Source organism: Rhodococcus oryzae, from assembly GCF_005049235.1.
Taxonomy (GTDB): domain Bacteria; phylum Actinomycetota; class Actinomycetes; order Mycobacteriales; family Mycobacteriaceae; genus Rhodococcus_G; species Rhodococcus_G oryzae.
Genome location: NZ_SUMD01000012.1, coordinates 112,627 through 137,654, shown reverse-complemented (window position 1 = coordinate 137,654; position 25,028 = coordinate 112,627). Strand labels below are relative to the sequence as shown.

Here is a 25,028-nt window from a genome sequence, read left to right as displayed (position 1 = left end):
GCCTGCGAATGCGGAATCGACACCATGGATTCGGTACCGTTCGGTGTCGACCCGCGTGCGCATGGGGTTCGACCTGTTCTGCACATCCGAACTGTGGGAGGTTCCCCGTGGCTGGTGGTCTCGTCGCCCTGTTGGACGACGTCGCAGCGATCGCGAAAGTGGCCGCGGCGTCCCTCGACGACATCGGGGCGGCGGCCGGCAAGGCCAGCATCAAGGCAGCGGGCGTGGTCGTCGACGATGCCGCCGTCACACCACGCTATGTGCACGGGTTCTCGCCGCAGCGGGAGCTGCCGATCATCCGCAAGATCGCCATGGGGTCGATCCGCAACAAGCTTCTGATCATCCTGCCGGTTGCGATGATCCTGAGCCAGTTCCTGCCGCAGGCCCTGCCCTATCTGCTGATCGCCGGTGGTCTGTTCCTCTGCTACGAGGGCGCCGAGAAGGTCTACGAGGCATTCGGCGGCGGCCACCATGACGACGCGGCCGCACCCGCGGCTGCGATCGGTCCCGACCACGAGAAGACGATGGTCAGCGGCGCCATCCGCACCGACCTGATCCTGTCCGCCGAGATCATGGTGATCTCCCTGTCGTCGGTCGAGGACGAACCGTTCCTCACCAGGCTGCTGGTGCTCATCGTCGTCGCGTTCCTCATCACCGCCCTGGTGTACGGCGTGGTCGCGCTGATCGTGAAGATGGACGACGTGGGCCTCTCGCTCGCCCGACGCGAATCGTCCTTCAGTCGGCGGATCGGCCGGGGGCTCGTGGCCGCGATGCCGAAGGTGATGTCGGTGCTCACCGTCGTCGGGATCGCCGCGATGCTGTGGGTCGGCGGACACATCCTGCTCGTCAACGTCGGCGAGGCCGGATTCCACTGGCCGGCCGATCGCCTGCACGACGTCGAACACTGGTTCGCCGGTCTCGTGCAGGGCGGCGTCAGCGGATTTCTGTCCTGGAGCGCGGGGACAGTGGTGTCCGCATTGGTCGGGCTCGCCGTGGGCGCGATCGTCGTACTGATCGTGCACCTGATCCCGAAGCGGCAGAAGGCGGCCTCGGCGCACTGACGCGTCCGGGCCCGAGGCCGAGCGAATGGCCCCGTATCAGCGCCCGGCGTGCTCGCTCAGCCTGCTGCGCACTCCGTCCACGAACAGTTCCAGGCCGTACTCGAAGCGTGCCGTCCCGCTGGTGCTGTCGTAGAGGGGCGACGCGTCCTCGGCGAGAGCGCCGTGGCTGTCCATCTGCATGCGGGACTGCTCGTCCATCGTCTGGCCGAGGATGTAGTAGAGCAACGCGTCGGCTGCGAGTTCGGATTCGTGGTCGGGCAGGCCCGCGTCCCCGCAGGTGCTCGCCAGCGTCGCGTGCGCGCCGTTCGTGGCGAGTCGCGCGGCGTAGGAGGCGGCAGCGAGCTCGGCGCCGTCGCGGTGCGCGAGCAGCGCGTCGCGCATCCGGTGCGCAACCGTGCGCAGCCGGGCATCCCAGTCCTTGACCTCGATAGGCGCCGAGACGCCCGCGAGCATCTCGTCGGTGATCGCCGCGAGCAGGGTCTGCTTGTTGGGGAAGTGCCAGTACAGCGCTCCCGGCTGTACGCCGAGCGAGGTGGCCAGCCTGCGCATCGTGAGGTCCCCGAGGCCGTACTCGTCGAGGATGGCGATCGCGCCACCGAGGACGTCACCGCGTCGCAGCTGCACTGTTCGTCATCCCCTGAGTTGTCGTGTGGCGTTTGACACCATTCCACCACGACCCTAACCTGAACGCCGTTCAACTTGCACGGTGTTCAAGTTGCGGCACCGTGTCCAGCCCCCGAGGAGTTGCAGTGACCCAGGCCCCAGCCCGCACAGACATTCTCGCCGTCGCCAGGGAACAGGTCCTCGAGCGCGGTGAGGGACTGACCCAGGAGCAGACGCTCGCCGTGCTGCAGCTGCCGGACGAGAGCCTCGAGGATCTGCTCGGCCTCGCCCACGACGTGCGGATGAAGTGGTGCGGACCAGAGGTCGAGGTCGAGGGGATCATCAGCCTCAAGACCGGCGGCTGCCCCGAGGACTGCCATTTCTGCTCGCAGTCCGGACTGTTCGCCTCCCCGGTTCGCGCCGCGTGGCTCGACATCCCGAGCCTGGTCGAGGCCGCCAAGCAGACCGCCAAGTCCGGCGCCACCGAGTTCTGCATCGTGGCCGCCGTCCGCGGACCGGACGAGAAGCTGCTCGCGCAGGTCGCGGCCGGCATCGAGGCCATCCGCAACGAGGTCGACATCCAGATCGCGTGCTCGCTCGGCATGCTCACCCAGGAGCAGGTCGACCAGCTCGCCGCGATGGGTGTGCACCGCTACAACCACAACCTCGAGACCTCCAAGTCGCACTTCCCGAACGTGGTCACCACCCACACCTGGGAGGAGCGCTGGGGCACCCTGAAGATGGTCCGCGAGGCCGGCATGGAGGTCTGCTGCGGCGGCATCCTCGGCATGGGTGAGACGCTGGAGCAGCGCGCGGAGTTCGCGGCCAACCTGGCCGAGCTCGACCCCGACGAGGTGCCGCTGAACTTCCTGAATCCGCGCCCGGGCACCCCCTTCGGTGACCTCGAGGTGCTGCCCGCAAGCGACGCGCTGCGTGCCGTCGCCGCCTTCCGGCTGGCGTTGCCGCGCACCATCCTGCGGTTCGCGGGCGGCCGGGAGATCACCCTCGGCGACCTGGGCGCCAAGCAGGGCATCCTGGGCGGAATCAACGCCGTCATCGTCGGCAACTACCTGACCACGCTGGGCCGCCCCGCGGAACAGGACCTCGACCTGCTCGGCGAGCTGCAGATGCCGATCAAGGTTCTCAACGACACCATCTAGGGTTGGATACGTGACGTTCCCTCAAGAGCTGAGCAATGCCGCGCCCGTCGACGAGATCGTCGAGCGCTACAACCCGTTCACCGGTCGGCGGGTGGTGCCGGGCTTCGACGACACCATTCCGGCCGCCGCTCAGCTCGGCCTGGAGCCGCCGCGCTTCTGCGAGGACTGCGGCAGGCGGATGATCGTGCAGATCAGCCCCGACGGGTGGTGGGCCAAGTGCTCCCGGCACGGCGTCCTGGACTCCAGCTACCTGGGCCAGCGCTGACCGTGGCCGTCGACAGGTCGGAGATCCGTGCCGCCGCGCGCATCGTGGTGGCGGTGGTCGCGGCCAGTGCGCTCGCCGGGATCGGGTGGGGGCTGCTCGTGCCCGCACAGCATTTCCTGGTGGTCTCCGGCGGTCGCGCGGCGTCGCTGACATCCGAGAGCGGCCACCAGTTCGATGCGGTCGCGTTGTTCCTGTGCGCCGGCCTGACCGTGGGCGTGCTGAGCGCGTCGGCGGCCTGGCTGTGGCGTTCGGTGCGCGGTCCCGTCGTGCTGATCGGCCTGCTGATCGGATCGGCCGTCGGCGCCGCAACCACCGCGGTGGTCGGCCTCGGGGTCGCGGGGCTCCGGTTCCCTGATCTGCCCGACGCCGTCACCGGGCAGATCGTCCCGGTCTCGCCTGGGCTGGGCACCGCGATGGTGCTCATCCTGCAGCCGCTGGTGGCGGCCTTCGTGTACCTGGTGCTCGCCTCGATGAGCCCGCGCGACGACCTCGGTGTCGCCCCGGCTCCCGACGAGAGTGCACCTGCCGGCGACCTTCCAGGGCCGATGCCCCAGCAGGTGCACAGTCGGTTGGAGGCCTAGCTCGGCGGTCGCAGGGCGGCGAACTCGTCGGTGACGCGCAGCCGCGACTCGGCGAACCGATAGAGCGCGGGCGGACGACCGCCCGCCTTGCCCGACGGCGCGGTAGTGCCGGTGGGTGTGAGCACCCCGCGTCGGCCGAGCACCCGCTGCAGGTTGGTGGCGTCCACCTGATACCCGAGTGCGGCGCAATAGATCTCGCGCAGCGTCGACATCGCGAACTCGGCGGGGGCCAGGGCGAAGGCGATATTGGTGTACGACAGCTTCGCCGCCAACCGCGCCCTGGCGTGTTCGACCACCACGCCGTGGTCGAACGACATCTCGGGCAGTGCGGAGACCGGGTGCCAGGCGGTGTCCGGGGGCAGGTGCGGATCGGAGGGCAGGGGGATCAGCCCGAGGAAGGTCGACGCGATCCGCCGGTCGCCGGGGACCCGGGCGGGATCACTGAACACCGAGAGCTGCTCCAGATGCGCCACCTCGCGCACGTCGACCTTCTCGGCGAGCAGACGCCGTGCCGAGGTGATCAGGTCCTCGTGATCGCAGAGCTGTCCGCCGGGCAGCGACCAGGTGCTCTTCTGTGGGTCCAGCGCTCGCTGCCACAGCAGGACCGCCAGTTCGGGGCGGCCGTCGAAGTCACGAACCTGGAAGACCGCGGTGAGCACTTCGTGGACGGTGCTACGATGGGGCATGTTTTCGATCCTAAGTCGAAAACCCCGAAAATCGAAACCCGCACGTGTGGGGAATCGGATGGCAGATCCGGCGCAGACCGACCGGATCCACGGTGAAGGAGCAAGGCCATGACATCGACGTTGTGGGCAGGTGCGGGTTCGATCACGGACGCACCCGGCGGTTACACAGGTGTGGAGGCCACTCCGGAGTGGGCGGCCGAGGTCCGGCGGCTCGCCAAGGAGCGCGGCGCGACGCTGCTGGCGCACAACTACCAGCTGCCCGCCATCCAGGACGTGGCCGACCATGTCGGCGACTCGCTGGCGCTGTCCCGGATCGCCGCCGAGGCGCCGGAGGACACCATCGTGTTCTGCGGCGTGCACTTCATGGCCGAGACCGCGAAGATCCTCAGCCCGAGCAAGACCGTGCTGATCCCCGACGAGCGCGCAGGCTGCTCGCTGGCCGACTCGATCACCGCGGACGACCTGCGGGCGTGGAAGGCCGACTACCCCGACGCGGTGGTGGTGTCGTACGTGAACACCACGGCCGAGGTGAAGGGCCTGACCGACATCTGCTGCACCTCGTCCAACGCGGTCGACGTGGTGAACTCGATCGACCCCGACCGCGAGGTGCTGTTCCTGCCGGACCAGTTCCTCGGCGCGCACGTCAAGCGGGTCACCGGCCGGACGAACATGCAGATCTGGGCGGGCGAGTGCCACGTGCACGCCGGCATCAACGGTGACGAGCTCACCGCACAGGCCAAGTCGCACCCCGACGCCGAGCTGTACGTGCACCCGGAGTGCGGCTGCGCCACCTCCGCGCTGTACCTCGCGGGCGAGGGCTTCGTGCCCGAGGACAAGGTCAAGATCCTGTCGACGGGCGGCATGCTGGACGCGGCCCGCGCGAGCAAGGCGAAGCAGGTGCTGGTCGCGACCGAGGTCGGCATGCTGCACCAGCTGCGCAAGGCCGCGCCCGAGATCGACTTCCAGGCCGTCAACGACCGTGCCTCGTGCCCGTACATGAAGATGATCACCCCGGCCGCGCTGCTGCGCTGCCTGATCGAAGGCAAGGACGAGGTGCACGTCGACCTGGCCACCGCCGAGCGGGCCCGCAAGTCCGTGCAGCGGATGATCGAGATCGGCAACCCGGGCGGCGGCGAGTAATGACGCCTGCCGGCCGGGCGAGCTGGGAGGCGAACGCCGACCTCGTGGTCGTCGGCGGCGGGGTCGCGGGCCTGACAGCGGCCCGCGCCGCCTCGCTGCGGGGCCTGAAGGTGCTCACGGTGAGCAAGGGCGGACCGACCGACACCGCCACGCAGTACGCGCAGGGCGGCATCGCTGTCGTCGGTGATCTGCGGACCGACTCCGTCGACTCCCACGTGGCGGACACCTGTGCGGCGGGCGCCGGGCTGTGCGACGAGGATGCCGTGCGCTCGATCGTCGCGGGCGGCGCCGACGCCGTCGCCGCGCTCACCGACCTCGGGGCGGTCTTCGACCGGGGCCGCGACGGCGCGGTCTCCCGCACCCGCGAGGGCGGGCACAGCACCCGGCGGATCATCCACGCGGGCGGCGATGCCACCGGCGCCGAGGTGCAGCGGGCGCTGAACGCCGCGGGCCTGCCCGTGCTGTTCGGGGCCGCGGCCGCGCGGGTCGTCACCGACGAGCGCGGTGTGGTGGGTCTGCTGGTGCTCTCCGACCAGGGACTCGGTGTGATCCACACGCCGTCGGTGCTGCTGGCCACCGGCGGGCTCGGGCAGCTGTACTCGTGCAGTACCAACCCTCCCAGCGCGACCGCCGACGGCATCGCGCTGGCGCTGGAGGCCGGTGCGGCCGTCGCGGACGTCGAGTTCGTGCAGTTCCACCCGACCGTGCTGTTCACTCCCGGTGGCATCGGCCGACGGCCCCTGATCAGCGAGGCCGTGCGCGGCGAGGGCGCGATCCTGGTGGACGGCAACGGCGACTCGGTGACGGACGGGGTGCACCCGATGGGTGACCTGGCGCCGCGTGATGTGGTCTCGCGCGCCATCGCGGACCGGATCCGCCGCCTCGGCACCGACCACGTGTACCTCGACGCGCGCGGGCTCGCCGGGTTCGCGGAGCGGTTCCCGACGGTGACCGCGTCCTGCCTGGCCGCGGGGATCGACCCAGCGCACCAACTCATCCCGGTGGCCCCGGCGGCGCACTACGCGTGCGGCGGCGTGGTGACAGACGTGCACGGGCGCACCGAGGTGCCCGGGCTCTACGCGGCGGGCGAGGTCGCCCGCACCGGCCTGCACGGCGCCAATCGGCTGGCCTCCAACAGCCTGCTCGAGGGCCTCGTGGTCGGGGAGCGGGCCGGCATCGCGGCCGCCGATCGGGCCGGACTGCCGGTCGAGGTCGGCTCCGCGGAACTGCGGTCGCGGCCGCGCGTCGCCAGGGATCGGGTGCAGGCGCTGATGACCGCGCACGCCTCCGTGGTCCGGGACGGGGCCGGATTGTCTACGGCGGCACACGAACTCGCAGGGTCGGCGGAGCTCGTCCCGGCCGACGCGACGGGTCTCGAGGACGCGGCGCTCACCGTGACGGCCGCCGCCCTGGTGCTGGCGGCCCGCGCGCGGACCGAGAGCAGGGGCTGCCACACCCGCAGCGACTTCCCCGAGGCGTCGGAGTCGTTGCGCCACGGCATCGAGATGCGGCTGGGGTCGGACGGCGAACTCGAGCTGCCCGAACTCGTGACGGCCCCGAACTAGAGACAGACGACCCTTGTGACGACTTCGACAGGAGCACGATGACCACGCTGGCCGACGGCCTGGACCGCGACGAGATCTTCACCCTGGTGCGGGTGGCACTGGGCGAGGACCTGCGGTACGGCCCCGACATCACCTCGGTGGCGACGGTGCCCGAGGGCGCGGTGGCCAAGGCCTCCGTGGTCTCCAGGGCGGCGGGCACGGTGGCCGGGATCGACGTGGGCCTGCTGGTGCTCGACGAGGTGGTCGGCGCGGGCAACTACGAGGTGCTCGGGCGCGTCGAGGACGGCGCCGTCGTGCGGCCGGGGGAGTCGGTGCTGAGCGTGCTGGCCCCGACGAGGGACCTGCTCACTGCGGAGCGCACCATGCTCAACCTGATGTGCCACCTGTCCGGGATCGCGACCGCCACCGCGGCCTGGGTGGAGGAGGTGCGGGGCACCGACTGCCGGATCCGCGACAGCCGCAAGACCCTGCCCGGGCTGCGGGCGTTGCAGAAGTACGCGGTCCGGATGGGCGGCGGGGTCAACCACCGGATGGGCCTCGGGGACGCGGCGCTGATCAAGGACAACCACGTCGCGGCGGCAGGCTCGGTGGTCGCCGCGCTCAACGCGGTGCGGTCGGTGGCCCCGGACATCGAGTGCGAGGTCGAGGTCGACAGCCTGGCCCAGCTCGACCAGGTGCTCGCGGAGGGTGTCGAGCTGGTGCTGCTCGACAACTTCGCGCTCTGGGAGACGCAGACCGCGGTCCAGCGGCGTAATGCGGTGGCGCCACAGACCAAGCTCGAGTCCTCCGGAGGGCTCACCCTCGACGTCGCGGCCGACTACGCCCGGACCGGGGTGGACTATCTCGCGGTCGGTGCGCTGACGCACTCGGTGACCGTGCTGGATCTCGGCCTGGACATGTAGCCGTTTCCTGTCGTCCCGTCGCGCTAGTCTGCAAGAGACCGAACGTGCGACGGATGAAGGAGAACCAGATGAGCTCTCGTCTCAACCCGTACATCAGCTTCGCCGACAACGCGAGGCAGGCCCTGGAGTTCTACCAGGGTGTGTTCGGCGGCACCCTGAACCTGAGCACCTTCGGTGAGTTCGGCGCACCGGATGCCCCCGAGGCCAACCTGATCATGCACGGCATGCTGGAGACCCCCGGCGGATACACGCTGATGGGAGCCGATACGCCGCCCGGGATGGAGCACAAGCCCGGGGAGAACATCGCGGTGAGCCTGAGCGGCGACGACGGCGACGAGCTGCGCGGCTACTGGGCGAAACTGTCCGACGGAGGCACCGTGTCGGTCCCGCTGGAGAAGCAGATGTGGGGCGATGAGTTCGGCATGTGTACCGACAAGTTCGGCATCGGCTGGATGGTCAACATCGGAGCTCCGCAGGCCTGACGGCCTGGCACCGTATCGCGGCTAGGCCGTCGCGCCGCGCCGCACCAGCGACAGGAACGCCGCTGCCGCGAAGAACAGGCCGGAGAACACCCGGCCGGTGACCCGCTGCTGTTTCGGTGACCGCATCATCCGCAGCACTCGCGCGGCCAGCCCGGTGTAGCCGGTCATCACCATGACGTCGACGGCGATCATCGTCGCGGCGATGATCGCGTATTGCGGGACCAGGGGTGCCGCCGGGTCCAGGAACTGCGGCAGGACGGCCAGCATGAAGACGACCGCCTTCGGGTTGCTGGCGTTGACCAGGAACCCGCGCGCCACCAGGGCGGTCGCGGAGTGGCGGCGGGTATCGGTCTCCGCGGACACCTCGGTCGGTGCGGCCCGCCACTGCCGGACCCCGAGGTAGACCAGATAGGCGACGCCGAACCACTTGATGACGGTGAACGCCAGCGCCGAGCTGGCGAGGAGCGCGCCGACCCCGGCCGCGACGATGACCACCTGCAGCAACAGGCCGATCTGCAGGCCCAGGATGTTCCAGTAGCCGCGCCGCAGGCCGTGGCTGAGGCCGGTGGACATCGACGCGATCGCGCCTGCGCCGGGGGACAGGCTGATCACCCACGCGGCACCGAAGAACGCGAACCACACCTGCCAGGCCATGAGAACCCCACCTTCACCTACGAGGAGCGGGCGACACGCGACGCGCGTGCCCGCGGTTGGAGCATAGGTCGGGGCCGCCACGCGTATCTTGTGGCCATGCCCGCACTCTCAGTCGAGCCCGTAGACCTGGGACCCCGCAAGGTGGCCCGCCGCGTCCTGGTCAATGCCCCCGTGAGCGAACTGTTCGGCCTGCTCGCCGACCCGAGACGCCATCACGAGTTGGACGGATCGGGGACCGTGCAGGCCTCCGTCTCGGGGCCGGCCCGACTCGACCGGGGTGACAAGTTCTCGATGTCGATGCGAATGTACGGCTTGCCCTACCGCATCACCAGCACCGTCACCGCGTACGAGGACGGCAGGCTGATCGAGTGGCGGCACCCGTTCGGGCACCGGTGGCGCTGGGAGTTCGCCGAGGTCTTCTCGGCCGACGCGCCGGTGCCGCAGACACAGGTCACCGAGGTCTTCGACTACACCGGCTCGAAGCTGGCAAAGTCCTTCGAGCTCATCGGGTTTCCCCAGAAGAACGCGAAGGGGATCTCGGCGACGCTCGAGGGCCTCCAGCGGCGATACGCCTGACGGCCGCGGCTAGGAGCCGGTCGGGCTCAGGCAGCTCTGCGGTGGGCTGACCAGCGAACAGAACGCGGGCGCCATCACCGGCCGATAGTCCACAGGCACGCCGCCGGCGGCGATCAGGTCCCGGTACGCGGCCACGCCGTCGGTCGGCCTGCGGGTCAGTGTCGGGTCGGTCAACGTATCGACGGTGTAGAGGCCGAACCGCGGTCGGTAGGTGCCCCACTCGTAGTTGTCGGTGATCGACCAGTAGTTGTAGCCGATCACGTCGGCGCCGTCGGCCCGCGCCCGGCCGAGCCAGTAGATGTGATCGCGCAGGTGATCCGAGCGGGTGTACCCGTCGGGCCTCGGCGCGCCGTTGTCGGTCGGCATCCCGTTCTCCACCACGTAGATCGGCAGCTCCGGGTACTTGCGCGCGTAGTACATCGCGGCGTGATAGATCCCGTCCGGCTGCGGCCGGATGTCGTAGAAGGCGTCGGTCACGGCGGCCGCCGCGGTCAGGTTGTCGAGCGAGACGCCGTAGTAGTAATCGAGGCCGAGGAAGTCCAGCTTGTCGCGGACCCGGTCGGCGAAGACCGAGTCCACCGCGCCCATCGCGGCAGGGATGTAGGAGACGTTGCTGGAGACGCGGGCGTCGGGATCGAGACGGTGGATGGTGTCGTAGATGCTGCGGTGCGCGCCGACCATCCGGTCCAGCATCAGCGGGGCTGCGGGCAGCGAGATGCCGCCGAAGGTCAGCTCCTTCTGTACGAACACCGTCGGCTCGTTGAAGGTGATCCAGTCGGCCCCGGCGCCGGCGTAGCGCAGGGCCACCCGCTCGGCGTTGGTCAGCCAGCGGGCCGGGGTGTCCGGGTCGGCCCAGCCGCCGCGGTCGGCGATCCAGCCCGGGTAGACCCAGTGGTCGAGGGTGATCATCGGCTTCATGCCGTGCCCGCGGATCTCCTCGATCACCTCGTCGTAATAGGCGAACTCGGCCTCGTCCCAGCCGTCCGGGGTGGGTTGCACCCGGGCCCATTCGACGGAGAAGCGGAACACGTCGACGCCGAGGGCCGCCGCGCGGGCGATGTCCTCCCGGTAGCGGTGCCGGAAGTCGGGCCCGGAACCGTAAGGGTCGTGGGTCTTGCCCGACGACACGTAGCGCGACCAGTTGCTGTCCGGAGGCGAGCCCTCGGACTGGAAGCCGGAGGTGGCAACGCCCCATTCGAAATCAGCGCCCAGTCCGGTCGGGGCGGCCTGGGCGGGTGATCCGGCGACCAACGGAGCCGCCGCCACAGCGAGGACGAGGGCGAGGATCCGGGCGATTCGGGTCACGCGTCGCACGGTAGGGCAGCGGGGTCCGCTCGCGTGGCCGTTTCGTCGATGAATTACGTTCGAGGTGTCAACGATTTTGCGTCATTCCGGGCCCTGTGGAACGCATGATGGGGAGCCGGACCCCGACCCGAGAGGTGCCCTCGTGAACTCTCCGCTTGCCTTCTTCGACACGACCCCGGACGGATACGTGGCGTTGCCCTTCGCGGTCAGCCGGTGGTCACCGGACATGGTCAGTGGTGTGGCGCTGTGCGGACTTCTCGCCCGCGCGCTCGAAAACGGCCACAGCGGTGACGGATTCGTGCCCACCCGGCTGACGGTCGACCTGTTCCGTCCGGCGCGGACCCGGCCACTGACCACCGCGACCACGGCGGTACGCGAGGGCAAGCGCATCCGGGTCGCCGACGCGGAGCTGCTCCAGGACGGGGAGTCCGTCGCGCGCGCGTCCGCGGTCTTCCTGCGCCCGTCGGAGCAGCCGCCCGGCGAGGTCTGGACCCGCGATCGCCGCCCGTCACCGCCGCCGGCCTCGATCGCCCCGCCGACCGATGCGCTCACCCCGCCGTACTTCGGCAGCGATTCTCACCCCGAGGGGTGGTCCACCTCGATGTTCGAGCATCAGGGCGTCAGCCGTAAACGCATGTGGGCCAGGCATCTTCCGGTGGTGGCAGGGGAGGAGCCGTCGCAGTTCGAGCGCGCCGCGATGGCGGGCGAGCCGACCAGCCTGATGACCAACTGGGGCAGCGAAGGTGTCGGCTTCATCAACGTCGACCTGACCCTCGTGCTGGCCAGGCTGCCCGAGGGACCCGACGTCGGGATCGAGGCGGACGACCACATCAGCTCCGACGGTCTGGCCGTTGGCACCGCGACGATGTTCGACCGGGGCGGCCCGATCGGCACCTGCGTGGTCAGCGCGCTCTCCAACGCGCGGCGGCAGGTGGACTTCGCAGGCCAGGGCGAATTCGAGATACCCGCGACGAACTAGCTCTTCCTGTCCTCACCGAGGAACGGCCGGACCAGGTCGAGCGGCAGGGGGAAGATCATCGTCGAGTTGTGCTCGCCGCCGATCTCCCGCAGCGTCTGCAGGTAGCGCAGCTGCAGGGTCGTCGGATTGCGGCTGATGATGTCTGCCGCGAGCGCGAGCTTCTCCGCCGCCTGGAACTCGCCCTCGGCGTTGATGATCTTGGCCCGCCGTTCGCGCTCCGCCTCGGCCTGCCGCGCGATCGCCCGCTGCATGTTCTCGGGGATCTCCACGTCCTTGATCTCGACCGTGGTGACCTTGACGCCCCACGGTTCGGTCTGCAGGTCGATCACCTTCTGCAGGTCCTCGTTCAGCCGTTCCCGCTCGGCGAGCAGGGAGTCGAGCTCGGCCTTGCCCAGGATCGAGCGCAGCGTCGTCTGGGCGATCTGCAGCGTCGCGAGCAGGAAGTCCTCCACCTCGACGATCGCCCTGTCGGCGTCGATCACCCGGAAGTACGCGACGGCGGTGACCCTCGCGGGCACGTTGTCGCGGGTGATCACCTCCTGGACCGGGATCTTGAGCGTCACCGTGCGCAGGCTGACGCGCACCATCCGGTCGACCGCCGGGACCAGCAGGACCAGCCCGGGACCCTTGGATTCGAGGACCCGGCCCAGCCGGAAGACCACGCCGCGCTCGTACTCGCGCAGGATCCGGACCGAGGTGCCGGGGAGAACCAACAGCAGCAGGACGACGATGACGAGAAGGGCGAAGACGACGGTCACGGCGACCACTCCCACGGTTCGCGGCGGCGCACGGACAGCGTGAGGCCGCGGATCCGCTCGACCACGACGGACTCGCCCTCCGACGGTTCCGGATCCTGCTCGTACCCGAACTCCACCTTGGCGCGCCAGAGCCCGCCCGCCGTCTCCACCTGGCCGTGCGATCCGGTCCAGTTCCGGACAACGGCATTCGTGCCGATCAGGGACTCGGGCCCGCTGTGCACGGGCAGGCGCCTCGCGACCAGCGCCTTGCGGCCGGCCAGCGCCATCACGCCGAGCCCGACCACCGCGACGCCCACCGTCACCGGGACCGCGATCACCGACCCGGCGCCATCGGCGGCGAACAGCATCCACACGCCCGCGGCGGACAGGAGCGCGCCGGCGGCCCCGAGGATCCCCGCGGTCGGGGTGTGGGCCTCGACCACGATCAGCAGGATGCCCACCACCAGTGCCAGCAGGCCCAACGCGATCATTTCCACTCCCACGATCAACGCTCGTAGGGGGCCCGGCCGCTCGCATAGCCACTTCGCGGCCGAACCCTCGACTCCACGGTAATCCCGTGCACGCGCCGCGGCCACCGGCCGTGTGACCCGCCCGGCGGCCCCGCGTTGACCTGCTGACCTGCGGTCGGGATTGTTACGTCCTCGTAAATGTGTTCTGGATCACGTACCATGATTCAACTGCCTTTGAACTTTCGGCAGTGGTTGTTAGGCGCAATGCCGGGAGCTCACATGACTGCGAACACATCGCCGTCGGGGCGGTCCGTCCGCCGGGCACGATCGACGCGATCCCCACGGATCGCAGTCGCCGCGGAGCCGCGTTTCATTGCCGGTGCCAGCCTCCGGTCCAGGATCCTGGCCGAGTCGATCCGGCTCACCGTCAAGCCCGCCCTCGAGGTGTGGGCCCGCTGGCCGAGCGCGCTGTGGCCCGCGGGAGCATTGGACCTCGCGGCCAGGATCGTTCCGCCGGGCCGGGGAGTGGGCAGGCGCCGGATTCGCCTCGAGCACTGTGACGCCGAATGGCTCCAGGCCCGCGACGCGATGCGCGACGCGGTGGTGCTGTACCTGCACGGCGGCGGCTTCCTCACGTGTGGGCTGAACACACACCGAAATCTGGTCTCACGGATCTCCGGCGCGGCAGGGGCGCCGGTGCTCGCCGTCGACTACCGGATGCTGCCCAAGCATTCGATCGACGCGGCCATCGCGGACGGCGTCGCAGGGTATCGGTGGCTGTTGGAGCAGGGTTTCGAGGGCAAGCGGATCGTCATCGCAGGCGACTCGGCCGGTGGCTATCTGACCTTCGCGACGGCGATCGCGATCGCCGAACTGGGCCTGCCCACGCCAGCCGGACTCGTCGCACTGTCTCCGCTCACCGACATCGATCCCGCGACCAAGCTGGCGCACCCGGGCGCCGATGGCTGCCCGTTGATCCCGCGCTCGGTCCTGCTCGCATTGGCGGACGTCGCGGCCGCGAGGGCGGGCGCGAACTCGAGAACCTCCCCGGTGAACGGGGTGCTGGCGGGGTTGCCGCCGGTGCTGATCCACGTCGGCTCGACCGAGATCCTCTACCCCGACGCGGAGCTGATGGCGCAGCGCCTCGGGGCAGCGGGGGTCGAGGTGACCCTGGAGGTCTGGGATCGTCAGGTCCACGTCTTCCAGGCGGCCGCCGGTCTGATCCCGGAGGCGGAGCGGGCGATCGCCAGGGTGGGCGAGTTCATCCGCACCTGCACACCGGCCGCCGAGGCGCCCGCCCTCACCGCCGTCTGAGCGGTGCGCTCGCGCTGGCCGGCCCGCGGCGCCGTCCTGATCGCCGGGGCACTGCCGCTGGTCGCATTCCCCGCGCCTGGTCTCGATCTCCTGGCCTGGGTGGCGCTGGTGCCGGTCCTGCTCCTGCTGCGCGCGGCCGGCACCCCGCGGGAGGCGGCGCTGCGTGGGTGGCTCGCGGGTGTCGGGTTCCTGGCCGGGACGCAGTACTGGCTGGCGCCGAACCTGGTCTACTTCTTCCCGTTTGCGATCGGCCTGCTCGCGCTGCTGTGGACCGGGTGGGGGATTCTGGCGCGGGCCCTGCTGCGCGGCGCCGAGACACCGGCGCGGGCGGCCCTGGCCGTGGTCGGAGTGCCTGCCGGCTGGGTGCTGATCGAGACCGTGCGGTCCTGGCACTGGCTCGGCGGGCCGTGGTCGCTGTTCGGGTCGACGCAGTGGCGTCGGCCGAGCGTGCTGGCGCTCGCGTCGGTCGGTGGGGTCTGGTTGGTGGGCTTCGCCGTGGTCGCGGCCAACGTCGGGCTCGCGATCCTGCTCGTCGGCCGCGGCACGCCGCGGTACGTCGGCGCGGCCGCCTGCCTCGTGGCGGTCGCCGCCGGTCCGCTCTGGTCCGCGACACGACCCGAGCTGCCCGATGCCGCGGCCGTGCCGGTGGCGCTCGTGCAACCGGGGATGGGGCACGACGACCTGCTGATCCGCCAGGAAGAGCTGACCCGCGGACTCGGCCGCCCGGTGCATCTCGTGGTGTGGGGCGAGAGCAGCGTCGGCGAGGACCTCACCGCCAGACCCGACCTGCTCGACCGGCTCACCGCGCTGTCGGGCTCCGTCGGGGCCGAGCTACTGGTGAACGTCGATGCGCGGGTCCCTGGCAGCGGAGCCATCGCGAAGACGTCGACCCTGATCGGCCCGGACGGGATCGAGGCCGAGTACCGGAAGACCCGGCTGGTGCCGTTCGGCGAGTACGTGCCGTTCCGCGACCAGCTCGGGTGGCTCACCCGGGTCACCGCCGCGGCGGGCCAGAACCGTGAGGCAGGCGAGAAGTTGGTGGTGATGGACGTCGAGGGTCTGGCCATCGGGCCGCTGATCTCGTTCGAGCAGACCTTCCCGGACCTGGCCCGCGCACAGGCGAGGAACGGCGCCGCGCTGCTGGTCTACCAGTCGTCGACCGCGACCTTCCAGGGCAGCTGGGCGCCCGCACAGCTCGCGAGCTTCGGCGCGCTGCGGGCCGCCGAGACGGGACGCCCGGTGGCCGCGGCCGCGCTCACCGGCGTCTCCGCTGCCTTCGGCGCCCGGGGCAACTTGCTCGCGTGGATGCCCGCCGCCGAGAGCGGCGCGCTGATCGTCGACGTGCCGATGGCGGGGGAGGACACCGTGTTCGACCGCCTCGGCAACTGGGTGCCCGCATCGTGCGCGCTCATGGTCGCGCTGCTGGCTCTCGGTGCGTTCGCCAGACGGAGATCGTCGCGTCAACCCTCGAAGTAGGCCTCGCCGACGACGAACATCCCTCGCTGCGGGATCCAGAAGTCGCCGAGGTGTGCCTGTTCGCGGAGCGGCCCTGGTGGTCCGAGATCGACTCCGTCGATGGTCGCCCGGCTTTCGTCGAGGGTCCACAGCATCCGGGGGTTCGCCCGGAATCGCTGGCCGTTGGCGGAGTTGCCGGTCAGCCGGACCTGGCCGACCCCGAGTGCGGGTCCGGCCACGCGCCCCATCAGCGAGAGGACGGCATCGCTTCGCCACAGCGCCGCGGGCATCAGCCGGCCGAGGCCCGTCATCGCGGTCGTCGCCGCCGACTTTCCCAGCTCGAGATCCCACACGAGCCTGTCGTCCACCGTGACCGTGAAGGCGGCCGGACCGGTCCACCTCACCGAGATGTCCGCGGTCCGCGCGTCCTCGGTGGCGGAGCCGAAATACCGAGCGCAGCTGACCTCGGGCCGAACGCTGCTGTAGATCGTCCACTCGCCCGCGGGGTCCCGATGCCACACCGAGTCGTAGCCGTCGCCGACGGAGCTGGCAGGGAAATGCCGCAGCGCCAGGCAGTGTCCGCTGGCGAACGGCGCCCCCATCACCCCGTAGCCCGCGAATCGTTCCTGGCCGTCATCCGGGGGCAATGCCGTGTTCTGTTCTGCGATCGATCGCGCGTCGTGAGTCATGGTCGGTCCTCTCCACGAACCGCCTTGTCAGCGTACGCGCAGCGGTGTCCGAGCGCGGCAGGCGACGAACGAAACCCGCGGTCGCGGCGGCCAGCGGAAAATGGCGTGGACCTATCCTGGATAATCAGTACAAACCCATTCCTCTGAAGGGACCCTCATGCCTGCCCGCACCGAGCTCGCCCGCGTGGATCTGCGCGGTCGAACACCCACCACGGCCGAACTCCGGGCCGCGCTGCCCCGAGGTGGAGTGGATGTGGACGCGGTGCTGCATCAGGTGCGTCCGATGGTCGAGGCGGTCCGCGACCGGGGCGCCGAGGCGGCGCTCGAGTTCGGCGAGAAGTTCGACGGGGTCCGGCCTGACCGGGTCCGGGTGCCGCGCGCCGAGCTGACCAAGGCGCTGGCCGAGCTCGATCTGGCGGTGCGCGCCGCCCTCGAGGTCGCGATCGAGCGGACCCGGCTCGTGCACGCCGACCAGCGGCGCACCGACACCACCACGCAGGTGGTGCCCGGCGGCACGGTGACCGAGCGCTGGGTGCCGGTGGACCGGGTCGGGCTCTACGTGCCCGGCGGCAACGCGGTCTACCCGTCGTCCGTCGTGATGAACGTCGTCCCGGCGCAGGCCGCGGGCGTCGAGTCGCTCGTCGTGGCGTCTCCGCCGCAGGCCGCCTTCGGTGGCCTGCCGCACCCGACGATCCTCGCGGCGGCCGAGCTGCTCGGCGTCGACGAGGTGTGGGCGGTCGGCGGAGGCCAGGCCGTCGCGCTGCTCGCATACGGCGGCACCGACGTGACACGGGACGGCACCGCCGTCGGCGATGATGCCGAACTCGCACCGGTCGATCTGATCACCGGGCCCGGCAACATTTATGTCACCGCGGCCAAGCGGCTGTGCCGAGGGCTGGTCGGGATCGACGCCGAGGCCGGACCGACCGAGATCGCGATCCTCGCGGATCACACCGCCGACCCAGTGCACGTCGCCGCCGACCTCATCAGCCAGGCCGAGCACGACGTGATGGCCGCAAGCGTGCTCGTCACCACCAGCGTGGAACTCGCGGACGCGGTGGACGACGCACTCACCGCCCAGCTCGAGCTCACCAAGCACAGCGAGCGGGTCGCGACGGCGCTGGCGGGCAGCCAGTCCGGGACGGTGCTGGTCTCCTCCGTCGAGGACGGCCTGCGCGTGGTCAACGCGTACGCCGCCGAGCACCTCGAGATCCAGACCGAGGACGCCTCGGCGGTGGCCGCCCGGGTCCGTTCCGCGGGTGCGATCTTCGTCGGCCCGTGGTCGCCGGTCAGCCTCGGTGACTACTGCGCGGGCTCGAACCACGTGCTGCCGACCGCCGGCTGCGCGAGGCACTCGTCGGGGTTGAGCGTGCAGACCTTCCTGCGCGGCATCCACGTCGTCGACTACTCGGAAGCGGCCCTGAAGGACGTCTCCGGGCACGTGATCGCCCTCGCGAACGCCGAGGACCTGCCCGCGCACGGCGAGGCCGTGCGGCTGCGCTTCGAGGCACTTCGGTGAGCGGCGGTCCGGTACCCGGTTCGGCGGCGAGCATCGACGAGCTACCCATCCGGGAGAACCTGCGCGGCAAGTCTCCTTACGGCGCACCGCAGCTGACGGTGCCCGTGCAGCTGAACACCAACGAGAACCCACACCCGCCGACCCGTGCGCTGATCGACGATGTCGCGGAGTCGGTCCGGGAGGCGGCCGCCGAGCTGCACCGGTACCCGGACCGCGACGCGGTGGCGTTGCGGACCGACCTGGCCGCGTACCTGACCAGGCAGACCGGTGTCGCGGTCACCGTCGACAACGTGTGGGCGGCCAACGGCTCCAACGAGATCCTGCAGCAGTTGCTGCAGGCCTTCGGCGGGCCAGGGCGCAGCGCGATGGGCTTCGTGCCGTCGTACTCGATGCACCCGATCATCTCGGACGGCACCGAGACCAAATGGCTGCCGGTGTTCCGGCGGTCGGACTTCTCGCTGGACGTGGACAGCGCTGTGTCGGCGATCGCGCAGCACCGGCCCGACGTCATGTTCGTCACGAGCCCGAACAACCCCACCGGGCACAGCGTTCCGCTGTCCGACCTGCGTCGCATCCTGACCGCGGCGCCGGGCATCGTCATCGTGGACGAGGCGTACGGCGAGTTCTCCTCGGGCCCGAGCGCGATCACGCTGATCGACGAGTTCCCGACCAAGCTGGTCGTGAGCCGCACGATGAGCAAGGCCTTCGCCTTCGCGGGCGGTCGGCTGGGCTACCTGGCGGCGGCGCCCGCCGTGGTGGAAGCGCTTCTGCTGGTGCGTCTTCCGTATCACCTCTCGGTGATCACCCAGGCCGCGGCCAGGGCGGCGCTGCGGCACGCGGACGAGACCCTGGCCAGCGTGGCGGAGCTCGCCGCGCAGCGCGACCGGGTGTCCGCTGAGCTCACGGCGATGGGCTTCCGGGTGATCGAGTCGGACGCGAACTTCCTGCTGTTCGGTCAGTTCTCCAATGCTGCCGCCACCTGGCGGCGCTACCTCGACGAGGGCGTGCTGATCCGCGATGTGGGGATCGAGGGCTATCTGCGTGCGACCATTGGGCTGGCCGCGGAGAACGACGAGCTGTTGCGGGTGAGCAAGAAGCTCGTCGCAACGGAGCTTGTCACAACGGAGATCACTGAGGAGACACGATGACCGGGCGGATCGCGAAGGTCGAGCGCACCACCAAGGAATCTTCCATCGCCGTCGAGCTGAACCTCGACGGCACCGGGATCGTCGACATCTCCACCGGCGTGCCGTTCTTCGACCACATGCTGACCGCGCTCGGCAGCCACGCCAGCTTCGACCTGACGGTCAAGGCCGAGGGCGACATCGAGATCGAGGCCCACCACACCGTCGAGGACACCTCGATCGTGCTGGGCCAAGCGCTCGGTCAGGCACTGGGGGACAAGCGCGGCATCCGCCGGTTCGGCGACGCGTTCATCCCGATGGACGAGACCCTCGCGCACGCGTCCGTTGACGTCTCCGGCCGCCCGTACTGCGTGCATACCGGCGAGCCGGAGCACATGCTGCACGCCGTCATCGGCGGCTACCCGGGCGTTCCCTACGCCACGGTGATCAACCGGCACGTGTTCGAGTCGATCGCCTCGAACGCGCGGATCGCGCTGCACGTTCGGGTGCTCTACGGCCGCGACCAGCACCACATCACCGAGGCCGAGTTCAAGGCCGTCGCCCGTGCGCTGCGCGAGGCCGTCGAGCCCGACCCGCGGGTGTCCGGGGTGCCGTCGACCAAGGGCGCGCTGTAGATGAGTGACGCGCTGATCTACGTCCTGTTCATCGCGGCCGGATTCGCGATCGGCGGCGCGTACTCGATGTGGACCGTCAACAAGTTCGCCTCCGGCGTGCTGCTCGCACTGGCGATCATCGCGGCCGCGGGCGGGGTCCTGCGGCTGATCTGATGGGCGCGGTCTCCGGGGCGACGGCACCCGGCGGCCTCTGGCGTACCCGAGGGCTGCCGGTGGCGTTCCTCATGGCAGCGACCACCTTCGGCGGGTGGTCGTTGCTGCTGCCGGTGGTCCCGTTCGCGATCAAGCAGGCGGGTGGCTCGGACGCGCTCGCGGGCGCGAGCACCGCTATCTTCATGGCGACCACCGTCGCCACCCAACTCTGCACGCCGACCCTGCTGCGGAGCTGGGGGTACCGATGGGTGCTCGCCGTCGGCTGCCTGCTGCTCGGTCTGCCCTCGCTCGCCTTTCTGCTGTCCACCGAAGCCGTTCCCGCGCTGATCATCTCGGCGGTGCGCGGAATCGGCTTCGGCCTGGTGACGGTGGCGGGCAGCGCGCTGATCGGGGAGTTGGCGCCCAAGGAGATCCTCGGCCGGGCGACCGGAGCCCAGGGCATCGCCATCTCGCTGGCCCAGATGGTCGCGCTGCCACTGGGTCTGGCGCTGTTCGGCCGCGGCCAGTCCTCGCTGGTGTTCGTGCTCGCGGCGTTGGTGCCGTTGCTGTCCATCGCCTCGATCGCCGCGCTGCCGTCGATCACACGGCCAGTGGGGGCCGGCCCGCGGGGACGGCTGCCGCTTCGCCTGCTGCTGGTGCCCTGCCTGGCGATGGTCGTGGTGGCCTCGGCGTACGGCGGGGTCACCAGCCTGCTCCCGATCGCGGTCGAGGACCGGGCGGCGATCGCGGGCGTGGCACTCGCGGTGGTCAGCGGGGCGATCCTGGTCGGGCGGTACGGCGCGGGCGCACTGGCCGACCGGTTCGGCCACGGCCGTTCGATGGTGCCTGCGCTGGCCTGCGCGACGCTCGGTGCCGGGCTGTTCGCGGCAGGCGTGATCGGCGACGGCCAGGTCGGATTCCTGATGGCGGGCGCGGTGGCGTTCGGGCTCGGGTTCGGGGCCTGCCAGAACGAGGCCCTGGTCTCGCTGTTCACCGGTGCCGGGCCGGCCAGGCTCGGTGCGGCGAGTGCCGCCTGGAACGTCAGCTACGACGCCGGGACGGGGATCGGTGCGCTCACGCTCGGAGTCGTCGCCGGTTTCGCCGGCTACACCTGGGTGTTCGCGATCGCGGCTGCGGCCATCGCGCTGGTGATTCCGGTGGCGTGGGTCCGGGCCGATAGAGTTGCGCCATGACCTCCGTCGCCCTCCTCGACTACGGCTCCGGCAACCTGCATTCGGCCCAACGAGCCCTCGCCCGCGTCGGTGCGGACGTCGAGGTGACCTCGGACCCCGCCGTCGCCCTGGCCGCGGACGGACTGGTGGTCCCCGGCGTCGGTGCCTTCGCGGCCTGTATGGAGGGCCTGCGCGCCGTCCGCGGCGAGCGCATCATCGGCCAGCGGCTCGCGGGCGGCAGGCCGGTCCTCGGCATCTGCGTCGGCATGCAGATCATGTTCGAGCGCGGCGTCGAGCACGGCGTGGAGGCCGACGGTTGCGGCGAGTGGCCGGGCACCGTCGAGATGCTGCAGGCCGAGGTGCTCCCGCACATGGGCTGGAACACCCTGCAGGCCCCGGCGGACAGCGTGCTGTTCGACGGCATCGACGCCGACACCCGCTTCTACTTCGTGCACTCCTACGCCGTGCAGAAGTGGGAGCTCGCCGACTCCGACCTGATCGCGCCCGCGAAGTTGACCTGGGCCGACCACGGCGGGCCGTTCCTGGCCGCTGTGGAGAACGGACCGCTCTCGGCCACCCAGTTCCACCCGGAGAAGTCCGGTGACGCCGGTGCCGCGCTGCTGGAGAACTGGGTCCGCAGCCTGTGACCGGGCAGCGGCGCGGCCTGTCGATGGGGCGCCTCGCCCTGTTCTCGCTCGGCTCCGCCGCCGCCGTCCTCGCGCTCGCGACCGTCCTGCTGGCGGTGCTGAAGCCGGGACCGGTGGTGGGATTGGTCATCGTCCTCGCCGGGGTCGCGGGTGCGATCGCGGCGATGGGCCTCGTCTCCACCCGGATGACCCGGCGCGCGCTCGACGACTCCGCGGACGACGAACAGAGCGCGGGCGAACAGGGCGGCGACCCGGGAACCGGCTCGCCGCGATGACGGACTAGGGTAGGCGCACGTGAGCCTGGTCCTTTTGCCTGCTGTAGATGTTGCCAACGGTGAAGCTGTTCGCCTCGTTCAGGGAGAGGCAGGCAGCGAGACAAGCTACGGATCCCCCCGGGATGCCGCCCTCGCGTGGCAGAACGACGGTGCCGAGTGGGTGCACCTGGTCGACCTGGATGCCGCCTTCGGCCGCGGGTCGAACCGCGACATGATCGCCGGGGTGGTCGGCGAACTCGACGTGAAGGTCGAATTGTCCGGCGGCATCCGCGACGACGAATCGCTGCGGGCCGCGCTGGCCACCGGCTGCGCGCGCGTCAACCTCGGCACCGCCGCCATCGAGAACCCCGAGTGGTGTGCCCGCGCCATCGGTGAGTACGGCGACCGGATCGCGGTCGGCCTCGATGTGCGCAACGTCGACGGCCGCTACCAGCTGCGTGGACGCGGCTGGGTCACCGAGGGCGGCGACCTGTTCGAGACCCTCGAGCGTCTCGACCGGGACGGCTGCTCGCGCTACGTCGTCACCGACGTCGGCAAGGACGGCACCCTCACCGGCCCCAACCTGGAGCTGCTCAGCCAGGTCTGCGGCGCCACCAAGGCGCCGGTCGTGGCCTCCGGCGGCGTCTCCAGCATCGAGGACCTCGTCGCGATCGCCGGCCTCGTCGACCTGGGCGTCGAGGGCTCCATCGTCGGAAAGGCGTTGTACGCCGGGCGGTTCACGCTTCCCGAGGCGCTCGCCGCGGTCTCGCGATAGCGCCGGACATGAGCCTGCCCCGCGATCCACACGAGCTGCTCTCCATCGCGAGCGGCCTGCTGGACGCGGCGCAGGAGCGCTTTCTCGAGGGCGTCGGCGCGCCGAGCGCGGTGAGCAAGGGCGCCCGTGACTTCGCCACGGAGCTCGACCTCGAGCTGGAACGACGGCTCAGCGCGGAATTGACCGAGCTGACCGGAATCGGCGTGCACGGTGAGGAATTCGGCGGACCGGACCTGACCGAGGGGCCGGTGTGGGTGCTGGACCCGATCGACGGCACCCTGAACTACTCGTCCGGCCTGCCGACCGCGGGGATGTTGCTGGCGCTGCTCGATGACGGGGTCCCGGTGCTCGGGCTGACCTGGCTGCCGGCGATGGGCCGGCGCTATGCGGCGGTTGTCGACGGCCCAGTGCTCTGCAACGGGGAGGCGCTGCCGCCGCTGGCGAGTGCGTCGCTGTCCGATTCGCTGGTCGGGTTCGGCGCGTTCAACGTCGACGGCAGGGGACCGATCCCCGGGCCGTACCGGGTGCGGGCGCTCGGCGAACTGAGCCGGGTGAGCAGGCGGCTGCGGATGCACGGCAGCACCGGCGCCGACCTGGCCTTCACCGCCGGTGGCGCGCTCGGCGCGTCGGTGGTGTTCGGCCACAACCCCTGGGACAACGCGCCTGGCGTCGCCCTGGTGCGAGCGGCGGGCGGTGTGGTCACCGACCTGGCGGGCGCGCCCTGGCACATCGGGTCGACGTCGGTGCTCGCCGCGGCGCCGGGGGTGCACGAAGAGGTATTGAATATTCTTGTGGCTCTGGGCGATCCGGGTGACTACCTGGACCGGGACCCGGGGCTACCGGCAGGAAGGCTGACGCAATGACGGTGGCGGTTCGGGTCATCCCGTGTCTGGACGTGGACGCGGGCCGCGTCGTGAAGGGCGTGAACTTCGAGAACCTGCGCGACGCGGGCGATCCCGTCGAGTTGGCGGCGCTGTACGACGCGCAGGGCGCCGACGAGCTGACCTTCCTCGACGTCACCGCGTCCACCTCGGACCGCGGGACCATGATCGACGTGGTGACCCGCACGGCCGAGCAGGTATTCATCCCGCTCACCGTCGGCGGCGGGGTGCGCACCGAGCAGGACGTGGACCGCCTGCTGCGGGCGGGTGCGGACAAGGTCAGCGTCAACACCGCCGCGATCGCGCGCCCGGAGCTGCTGCGCGAGCTCAGCCAGCGGTTCGGGTCGCAGTGCATCGTGCTGTCGGTGGACGCGCGGACCGTGCCAGAGGGGCAGGAGCCGACGCCGTCCGGCTGGGAGGTCACCACACACGGTGGCAGGCGTGGCACCGGGATCGACGCGATCGAGTGGGCGCTGCGCGGCGCCGAGCTCGGGGTGGGGGAGATCCTGCTGAACTCGATGGACGCGGACGGCACCAAGGCCGGGTTCGACCTGCCGATGATCCGGGCCGCAAGGGCCGCGGTGCACGTGCCGGTCATCGCCAGCGGCGGCGCGGGCGCGGTGGACCACTTCGCCCCTGCCGTGCAGGCGGGCGCGGACGCGGTGCTCGCCGCCAGCGTCTTCCACTTCGGCGACCTGGAGATCCCGCAGGTGAAGGCCGCCATGCGGGCCGAAGGTATCGTGGTCCGATGAGTCTCGATCCCGCAATCGCCGCACGGCTGAAGCGAAACGATGCCGGACTGTTCAGTGCGGTCGCCCAGGAGCGGGCCACCGGCGCGGTGCTGATGGTCGCGTGGATGGACGACGAGGCGCTCGCACGCACTCTGGAAACCCGCAAGGGCACCTACTATTCGCGATCCCGCCAGCAGTATTGGGTCAAGGGCGAGACCTCCGGGCACACCCAGTATGTGCACGAGGTGCGGCTCGACTGCGACGGCGACAGCGTGCTGCTGATCGTCGACCAGGAGGGCGCGGCCTGCCACACCGGCACCCACACCTGCTTCGACGCGGACGTGCTGCTCGCCGACTCCTGACCCCGCCGAGTGTGCAGCTTCCGTCGCCCGACCTGGGGGTTTGCGTCGGCAGGTGCACACTCGGCGGTGGCGGCGGCGACCCCCCGCGGTCCGGGCCAGCGCCAGTAGAATGGGGCGAAACGGACACACGTCGGCGGTGACGCTGGTGAGAACAGGCCGGTAGGCCGCGACG

At 70.6% G+C, this 25,028-nt stretch carries 30 protein-coding genes; 23 read left to right on the top strand and 7 right to left on the bottom strand.

The window, feature by feature from the left end; all coding sequences use genetic code 11:
* The first annotated feature begins 107 nt into the window (after window positions 1-107).
* Entirely contained in the window at window positions 108-1,061 is a 954-nt protein-coding gene (locus FCG67_RS21675; RefSeq protein ID WP_136911696.1) for a DUF808 domain-containing protein, read from the top strand.
* A gap of 36 nt (window positions 1,062-1,097) precedes the next feature.
* Here the strand turns inward: FCG67_RS21675 and FCG67_RS21670 are convergent, their stop codons facing one another.
* Window positions 1,098-1,685, bottom strand: a complete 588-nt coding sequence (locus FCG67_RS21670) for a TetR/AcrR family transcriptional regulator C-terminal domain-containing protein (protein WP_136911695.1) — start codon at window positions 1,683-1,685, stop codon at window positions 1,098-1,100.
* A gap of 125 nt (window positions 1,686-1,810) precedes the next feature.
* Between FCG67_RS21670 and bioB the strand changes: the two genes are divergently transcribed.
* The 3 genes from bioB to FCG67_RS21655 are packed head-to-tail and all read left to right on the top strand — an operon-like array spanning window position 1,811 to window position 3,670.
* Window positions 1,811-2,824, top strand: a complete 1,014-nt coding sequence (gene bioB / locus FCG67_RS21665; RefSeq protein WP_097214332.1) for a biotin synthase BioB — start codon at window positions 1,811-1,813, stop codon at window positions 2,822-2,824.
* Window positions 2,825-2,834: 10 nt separating this feature from the next.
* On the top strand, window positions 2,835-3,089 hold the full coding sequence (gene bsaP, locus FCG67_RS21660; protein ID WP_077041885.1) for a biotin synthase auxiliary protein BsaP: 255 nt from the start codon (window positions 2,835-2,837) through the stop codon (window positions 3,087-3,089).
* A 2-nt stretch (window positions 3,090-3,091) separates the two neighbouring features.
* Window positions 3,092-3,670 carry a DUF2567 domain-containing protein gene (locus tag FCG67_RS21655; protein ID WP_246045210.1) on the top strand — a complete coding sequence of 193 codons (579 nt, stop codon included), beginning with the start codon at window positions 3,092-3,094 and terminating at the stop codon, window positions 3,668-3,670.
* Here FCG67_RS21655 and FCG67_RS21650 read toward each other — a convergent pair.
* Window positions 3,667-4,356: an NUDIX hydrolase gene (locus FCG67_RS21650; RefSeq protein WP_136911694.1), complete on the bottom strand. Its 690-nt coding sequence runs from the start codon at window positions 4,354-4,356 to the stop codon at window positions 3,667-3,669. The two genes, FCG67_RS21655 and FCG67_RS21650, sit on opposite strands and share 4 nt — an antisense overlap.
* Before the next feature lie 108 nt (window positions 4,357-4,464).
* Here FCG67_RS21650 and nadA point away from each other — a divergent pair, with 108 nt between their 5' ends.
* The 4 genes from nadA (at window position 4,465) to FCG67_RS21630 (ending at window position 8,445) form a co-directional block, all read left to right on the top strand.
* Entirely contained in the window at window positions 4,465-5,496 is a 1,032-nt protein-coding gene (gene nadA, locus FCG67_RS21645; protein WP_077041882.1) for a quinolinate synthase NadA, read from the top strand.
* Window positions 5,496-7,061: an L-aspartate oxidase gene (locus tag FCG67_RS21640; RefSeq protein ID WP_136911693.1), complete on the top strand. Its 1,566-nt coding sequence runs from the start codon at window positions 5,496-5,498 to the stop codon at window positions 7,059-7,061. The genes nadA and FCG67_RS21640 overlap by 1 nt, the downstream gene beginning before the upstream one ends.
* 38 nt (window positions 7,062-7,099) lie before the next feature.
* Window positions 7,100-7,963: a carboxylating nicotinate-nucleotide diphosphorylase gene (nadC, locus tag FCG67_RS21635; RefSeq protein ID WP_136911692.1), complete on the top strand. Its 864-nt coding sequence runs from the start codon at window positions 7,100-7,102 to the stop codon at window positions 7,961-7,963.
* A gap of 68 nt (window positions 7,964-8,031) precedes the next feature.
* Window positions 8,032-8,445, top strand: a complete 414-nt coding sequence (locus FCG67_RS21630) for a VOC family protein (RefSeq protein WP_136911691.1) — start codon at window positions 8,032-8,034, stop codon at window positions 8,443-8,445.
* 21 nt (window positions 8,446-8,466) lie between these two features.
* Here the strand turns inward: FCG67_RS21630 and rhtB are convergent, their stop codons facing one another.
* Window positions 8,467-9,099: a homoserine/homoserine lactone efflux protein gene (gene rhtB / locus FCG67_RS21625; protein ID WP_136911690.1), complete on the bottom strand. Its 633-nt coding sequence runs from the start codon at window positions 9,097-9,099 to the stop codon at window positions 8,467-8,469.
* A 96-nt stretch (window positions 9,100-9,195) separates the two neighbouring features.
* On the opposite strand from rhtB, the gene FCG67_RS21620 reads away from it, so the two are divergent.
* Window positions 9,196-9,675 (top strand): SRPBCC family protein, encoded by a 480-nt coding sequence (locus FCG67_RS21620; protein ID WP_136911689.1) that lies wholly within the window; start codon window positions 9,196-9,198, stop codon window positions 9,673-9,675.
* Between the two features lie 9 nt (window positions 9,676-9,684).
* Here FCG67_RS21620 and FCG67_RS21615 read toward each other — a convergent pair whose 3' ends face one another.
* Window positions 9,685-10,962 (bottom strand): glycoside hydrolase family 1 protein, encoded by a 1,278-nt coding sequence (locus FCG67_RS21615; RefSeq protein WP_136911719.1) that lies wholly within the window; start codon window positions 10,960-10,962, stop codon window positions 9,685-9,687.
* Between the two features lie 160 nt (window positions 10,963-11,122).
* On the opposite strand from FCG67_RS21615, the gene FCG67_RS21610 reads away from it, so the two are divergent.
* Entirely contained in the window at window positions 11,123-11,959 is an 837-nt protein-coding gene (locus FCG67_RS21610; RefSeq protein ID WP_246045209.1) for a thioesterase family protein, read from the top strand.
* Here FCG67_RS21610 and FCG67_RS21605 read toward each other — a convergent pair.
* Window positions 11,956-12,717, bottom strand: coding sequence for a slipin family protein (locus tag FCG67_RS21605; protein ID WP_136911688.1), 762 nt, complete (start codon window positions 12,715-12,717; stop codon window positions 11,956-11,958). The genes FCG67_RS21610 and FCG67_RS21605 overlap by 4 nt on opposite strands.
* Window positions 12,714-13,187, bottom strand: coding sequence for an NfeD family protein (locus FCG67_RS21600; protein WP_136911687.1), 474 nt, complete (start codon window positions 13,185-13,187; stop codon window positions 12,714-12,716). Before FCG67_RS21600 ends, FCG67_RS21605 begins: the two co-directional genes overlap by 4 nt.
* Before the next feature lie 258 nt (window positions 13,188-13,445).
* Between FCG67_RS21600 and FCG67_RS21595 the strand changes: the two genes are divergently transcribed.
* Together FCG67_RS21595 and lnt are read left to right on the top strand one after the other, a co-directional pair.
* Window positions 13,446-14,480, top strand: coding sequence for an alpha/beta hydrolase (locus FCG67_RS21595; protein WP_136911686.1), 1,035 nt, complete (start codon window positions 13,446-13,448; stop codon window positions 14,478-14,480).
* A gap of 3 nt (window positions 14,481-14,483) precedes the next feature.
* Window positions 14,484-15,956: an apolipoprotein N-acyltransferase gene (lnt, locus tag FCG67_RS21590; RefSeq protein WP_136911685.1), complete on the top strand. Its 1,473-nt coding sequence runs from the start codon at window positions 14,484-14,486 to the stop codon at window positions 15,954-15,956.
* Here the strand turns inward: lnt and FCG67_RS21585 are convergent.
* Window positions 15,941-16,624, bottom strand: coding sequence for a hypothetical protein (locus FCG67_RS21585; RefSeq protein WP_136911684.1), 684 nt, complete (start codon window positions 16,622-16,624; stop codon window positions 15,941-15,943). The two genes, lnt and FCG67_RS21585, sit on opposite strands and share 16 nt — an antisense overlap.
* 157 nt (window positions 16,625-16,781) lie before the next feature.
* On the opposite strand from FCG67_RS21585, the gene hisD reads away from it, so the two are divergent.
* The 11 genes from hisD (at window position 16,782) to hisI (ending at window position 24,856) form a co-directional block, all read left to right on the top strand.
* Window positions 16,782-18,143 carry a histidinol dehydrogenase gene (hisD, locus tag FCG67_RS21580; protein ID WP_136911683.1) on the top strand — a complete coding sequence of 454 codons (1,362 nt, stop codon included), beginning with the start codon at window positions 16,782-16,784 and terminating at the stop codon, window positions 18,141-18,143.
* Window positions 18,140-19,291: a histidinol-phosphate transaminase gene (locus FCG67_RS21575; RefSeq protein WP_136911682.1), complete on the top strand. Its 1,152-nt coding sequence runs from the start codon at window positions 18,140-18,142 to the stop codon at window positions 19,289-19,291. Before hisD ends, FCG67_RS21575 begins: the two co-directional genes overlap by 4 nt.
* Window positions 19,288-19,902 (top strand): imidazoleglycerol-phosphate dehydratase HisB, encoded by a 615-nt coding sequence (gene hisB, locus FCG67_RS21570; protein ID WP_072751568.1) that lies wholly within the window; start codon window positions 19,288-19,290, stop codon window positions 19,900-19,902. The genes FCG67_RS21575 and hisB overlap by 4 nt, the downstream gene beginning before the upstream one ends.
* Window positions 19,903-20,055 (top strand): hypothetical protein, encoded by a 153-nt coding sequence (locus FCG67_RS25100; RefSeq protein WP_169310586.1) that lies wholly within the window; start codon window positions 19,903-19,905, stop codon window positions 20,053-20,055.
* 71 nt (window positions 20,056-20,126) lie between these two features.
* Entirely contained in the window at window positions 20,127-21,227 is a 1,101-nt protein-coding gene (locus tag FCG67_RS21565) for an MFS transporter (RefSeq protein WP_246045208.1), read from the top strand.
* Window positions 21,224-21,853: an imidazole glycerol phosphate synthase subunit HisH gene (gene hisH, locus FCG67_RS21560; RefSeq protein ID WP_136911680.1), complete on the top strand. Its 630-nt coding sequence runs from the start codon at window positions 21,224-21,226 to the stop codon at window positions 21,851-21,853. Before FCG67_RS21565 ends, hisH begins: the two co-directional genes overlap by 4 nt.
* A gap of 23 nt (window positions 21,854-21,876) precedes the next feature.
* Window positions 21,877-22,128 carry a hypothetical protein gene (locus FCG67_RS21555; protein ID WP_097214348.1) on the top strand — a complete coding sequence of 84 codons (252 nt, stop codon included), beginning with the start codon at window positions 21,877-21,879 and terminating at the stop codon, window positions 22,126-22,128.
* Window positions 22,129-22,147: 19 nt separating this feature from the next.
* Entirely contained in the window at window positions 22,148-22,882 is a 735-nt protein-coding gene (gene priA / locus FCG67_RS21550) for a bifunctional 1-(5-phosphoribosyl)-5-((5-phosphoribosylamino)methylideneamino)imidazole-4-carboxamide isomerase/phosphoribosylanthranilate isomerase PriA (protein WP_097214319.1), read from the top strand.
* An 8-nt stretch (window positions 22,883-22,890) separates the two neighbouring features.
* Window positions 22,891-23,745 carry an inositol monophosphatase family protein gene (locus FCG67_RS21545; RefSeq protein WP_136911679.1) on the top strand — a complete coding sequence of 285 codons (855 nt, stop codon included), beginning with the start codon at window positions 22,891-22,893 and terminating at the stop codon, window positions 23,743-23,745.
* Window positions 23,742-24,515 carry an imidazole glycerol phosphate synthase subunit HisF gene (hisF, locus tag FCG67_RS21540; RefSeq protein ID WP_136911678.1) on the top strand — a complete coding sequence of 258 codons (774 nt, stop codon included), beginning with the start codon at window positions 23,742-23,744 and terminating at the stop codon, window positions 24,513-24,515. Before FCG67_RS21545 ends, hisF begins: the two co-directional genes overlap by 4 nt.
* The gene (gene hisI, locus FCG67_RS21535; RefSeq protein ID WP_027503038.1) at window positions 24,512-24,856 is read left to right on the top strand and encodes a phosphoribosyl-AMP cyclohydrolase; all 345 of its coding nucleotides are present in this window, start codon (window positions 24,512-24,514) and stop codon (window positions 24,854-24,856) included. Before hisF ends, hisI begins: the two co-directional genes overlap by 4 nt.
* Window positions 24,857-25,028 lie beyond the last annotated feature (172 nt).

What these genes read in the sequence shown, in the direction of transcription:
- FCG67_RS21650 (WP_136911694.1), bottom strand. Translation starts at nt 4,356, where the DNA reads ATGCCCCATCGTAGCACCGTCCACGAAGTGCTCACCGCGGTCTTCCAG.
- hisF (WP_136911678.1), top strand. Translation starts at nt 23,742, where the DNA reads ATGACGGTGGCGGTTCGGGTCATCCCGTGTCTGGACGTGGACGCGGGC.
- hisI (WP_027503038.1), top strand. Translation starts at nt 24,512, where the DNA reads ATGAGTCTCGATCCCGCAATCGCCGCACGGCTGAAGCGAAACGATGCC.
- hisH (WP_136911680.1), top strand. Translation starts at nt 21,224, where the DNA reads ATGACCTCCGTCGCCCTCCTCGACTACGGCTCCGGCAACCTGCATTCG.
- FCG67_RS21545 (WP_136911679.1), top strand. Translation starts at nt 22,891, where the DNA reads ATGAGCCTGCCCCGCGATCCACACGAGCTGCTCTCCATCGCGAGCGGC.
- FCG67_RS21630 (WP_136911691.1), top strand. Translation starts at nt 8,032, where the DNA reads ATGAGCTCTCGTCTCAACCCGTACATCAGCTTCGCCGACAACGCGAGG.
- FCG67_RS21620 (WP_136911689.1), top strand. Translation starts at nt 9,196, where the DNA reads ATGCCCGCACTCTCAGTCGAGCCCGTAGACCTGGGACCCCGCAAGGTG.
- FCG67_RS21565 (WP_246045208.1), top strand. Translation starts at nt 20,127, where the DNA reads ATGGCAGCGACCACCTTCGGCGGGTGGTCGTTGCTGCTGCCGGTGGTC.
- FCG67_RS21555 (WP_097214348.1), top strand. Translation starts at nt 21,877, where the DNA reads ATGGGGCGCCTCGCCCTGTTCTCGCTCGGCTCCGCCGCCGCCGTCCTC.
- FCG67_RS21600 (WP_136911687.1), bottom strand. Translation starts at nt 13,187, where the DNA reads ATGATCGCGTTGGGCCTGCTGGCACTGGTGGTGGGCATCCTGCTGATC.
- nadA (WP_077041882.1), top strand. Translation starts at nt 4,465, where the DNA reads ATGACATCGACGTTGTGGGCAGGTGCGGGTTCGATCACGGACGCACCC.
- FCG67_RS21595 (WP_136911686.1), top strand. Translation starts at nt 13,446, where the DNA reads ATGACTGCGAACACATCGCCGTCGGGGCGGTCCGTCCGCCGGGCACGA.
- hisD (WP_136911683.1), top strand. Translation starts at nt 16,782, where the DNA reads ATGCCTGCCCGCACCGAGCTCGCCCGCGTGGATCTGCGCGGTCGAACA.
- nadC (WP_136911692.1), top strand. Translation starts at nt 7,100, where the DNA reads ATGACCACGCTGGCCGACGGCCTGGACCGCGACGAGATCTTCACCCTG.
- rhtB (WP_136911690.1), bottom strand. Translation starts at nt 9,099, where the DNA reads ATGGCCTGGCAGGTGTGGTTCGCGTTCTTCGGTGCCGCGTGGGTGATC.
- hisB (WP_072751568.1), top strand. Translation starts at nt 19,288, where the DNA reads ATGACCGGGCGGATCGCGAAGGTCGAGCGCACCACCAAGGAATCTTCC.
- FCG67_RS21585 (WP_136911684.1), bottom strand. Translation starts at nt 16,624, where the DNA reads ATGACTCACGACGCGCGATCGATCGCAGAACAGAACACGGCATTGCCC.
- FCG67_RS25100 (WP_169310586.1), top strand. Translation starts at nt 19,903, where the DNA reads ATGAGTGACGCGCTGATCTACGTCCTGTTCATCGCGGCCGGATTCGCG.
- FCG67_RS21640 (WP_136911693.1), top strand. Translation starts at nt 5,496, where the DNA reads ATGACGCCTGCCGGCCGGGCGAGCTGGGAGGCGAACGCCGACCTCGTG.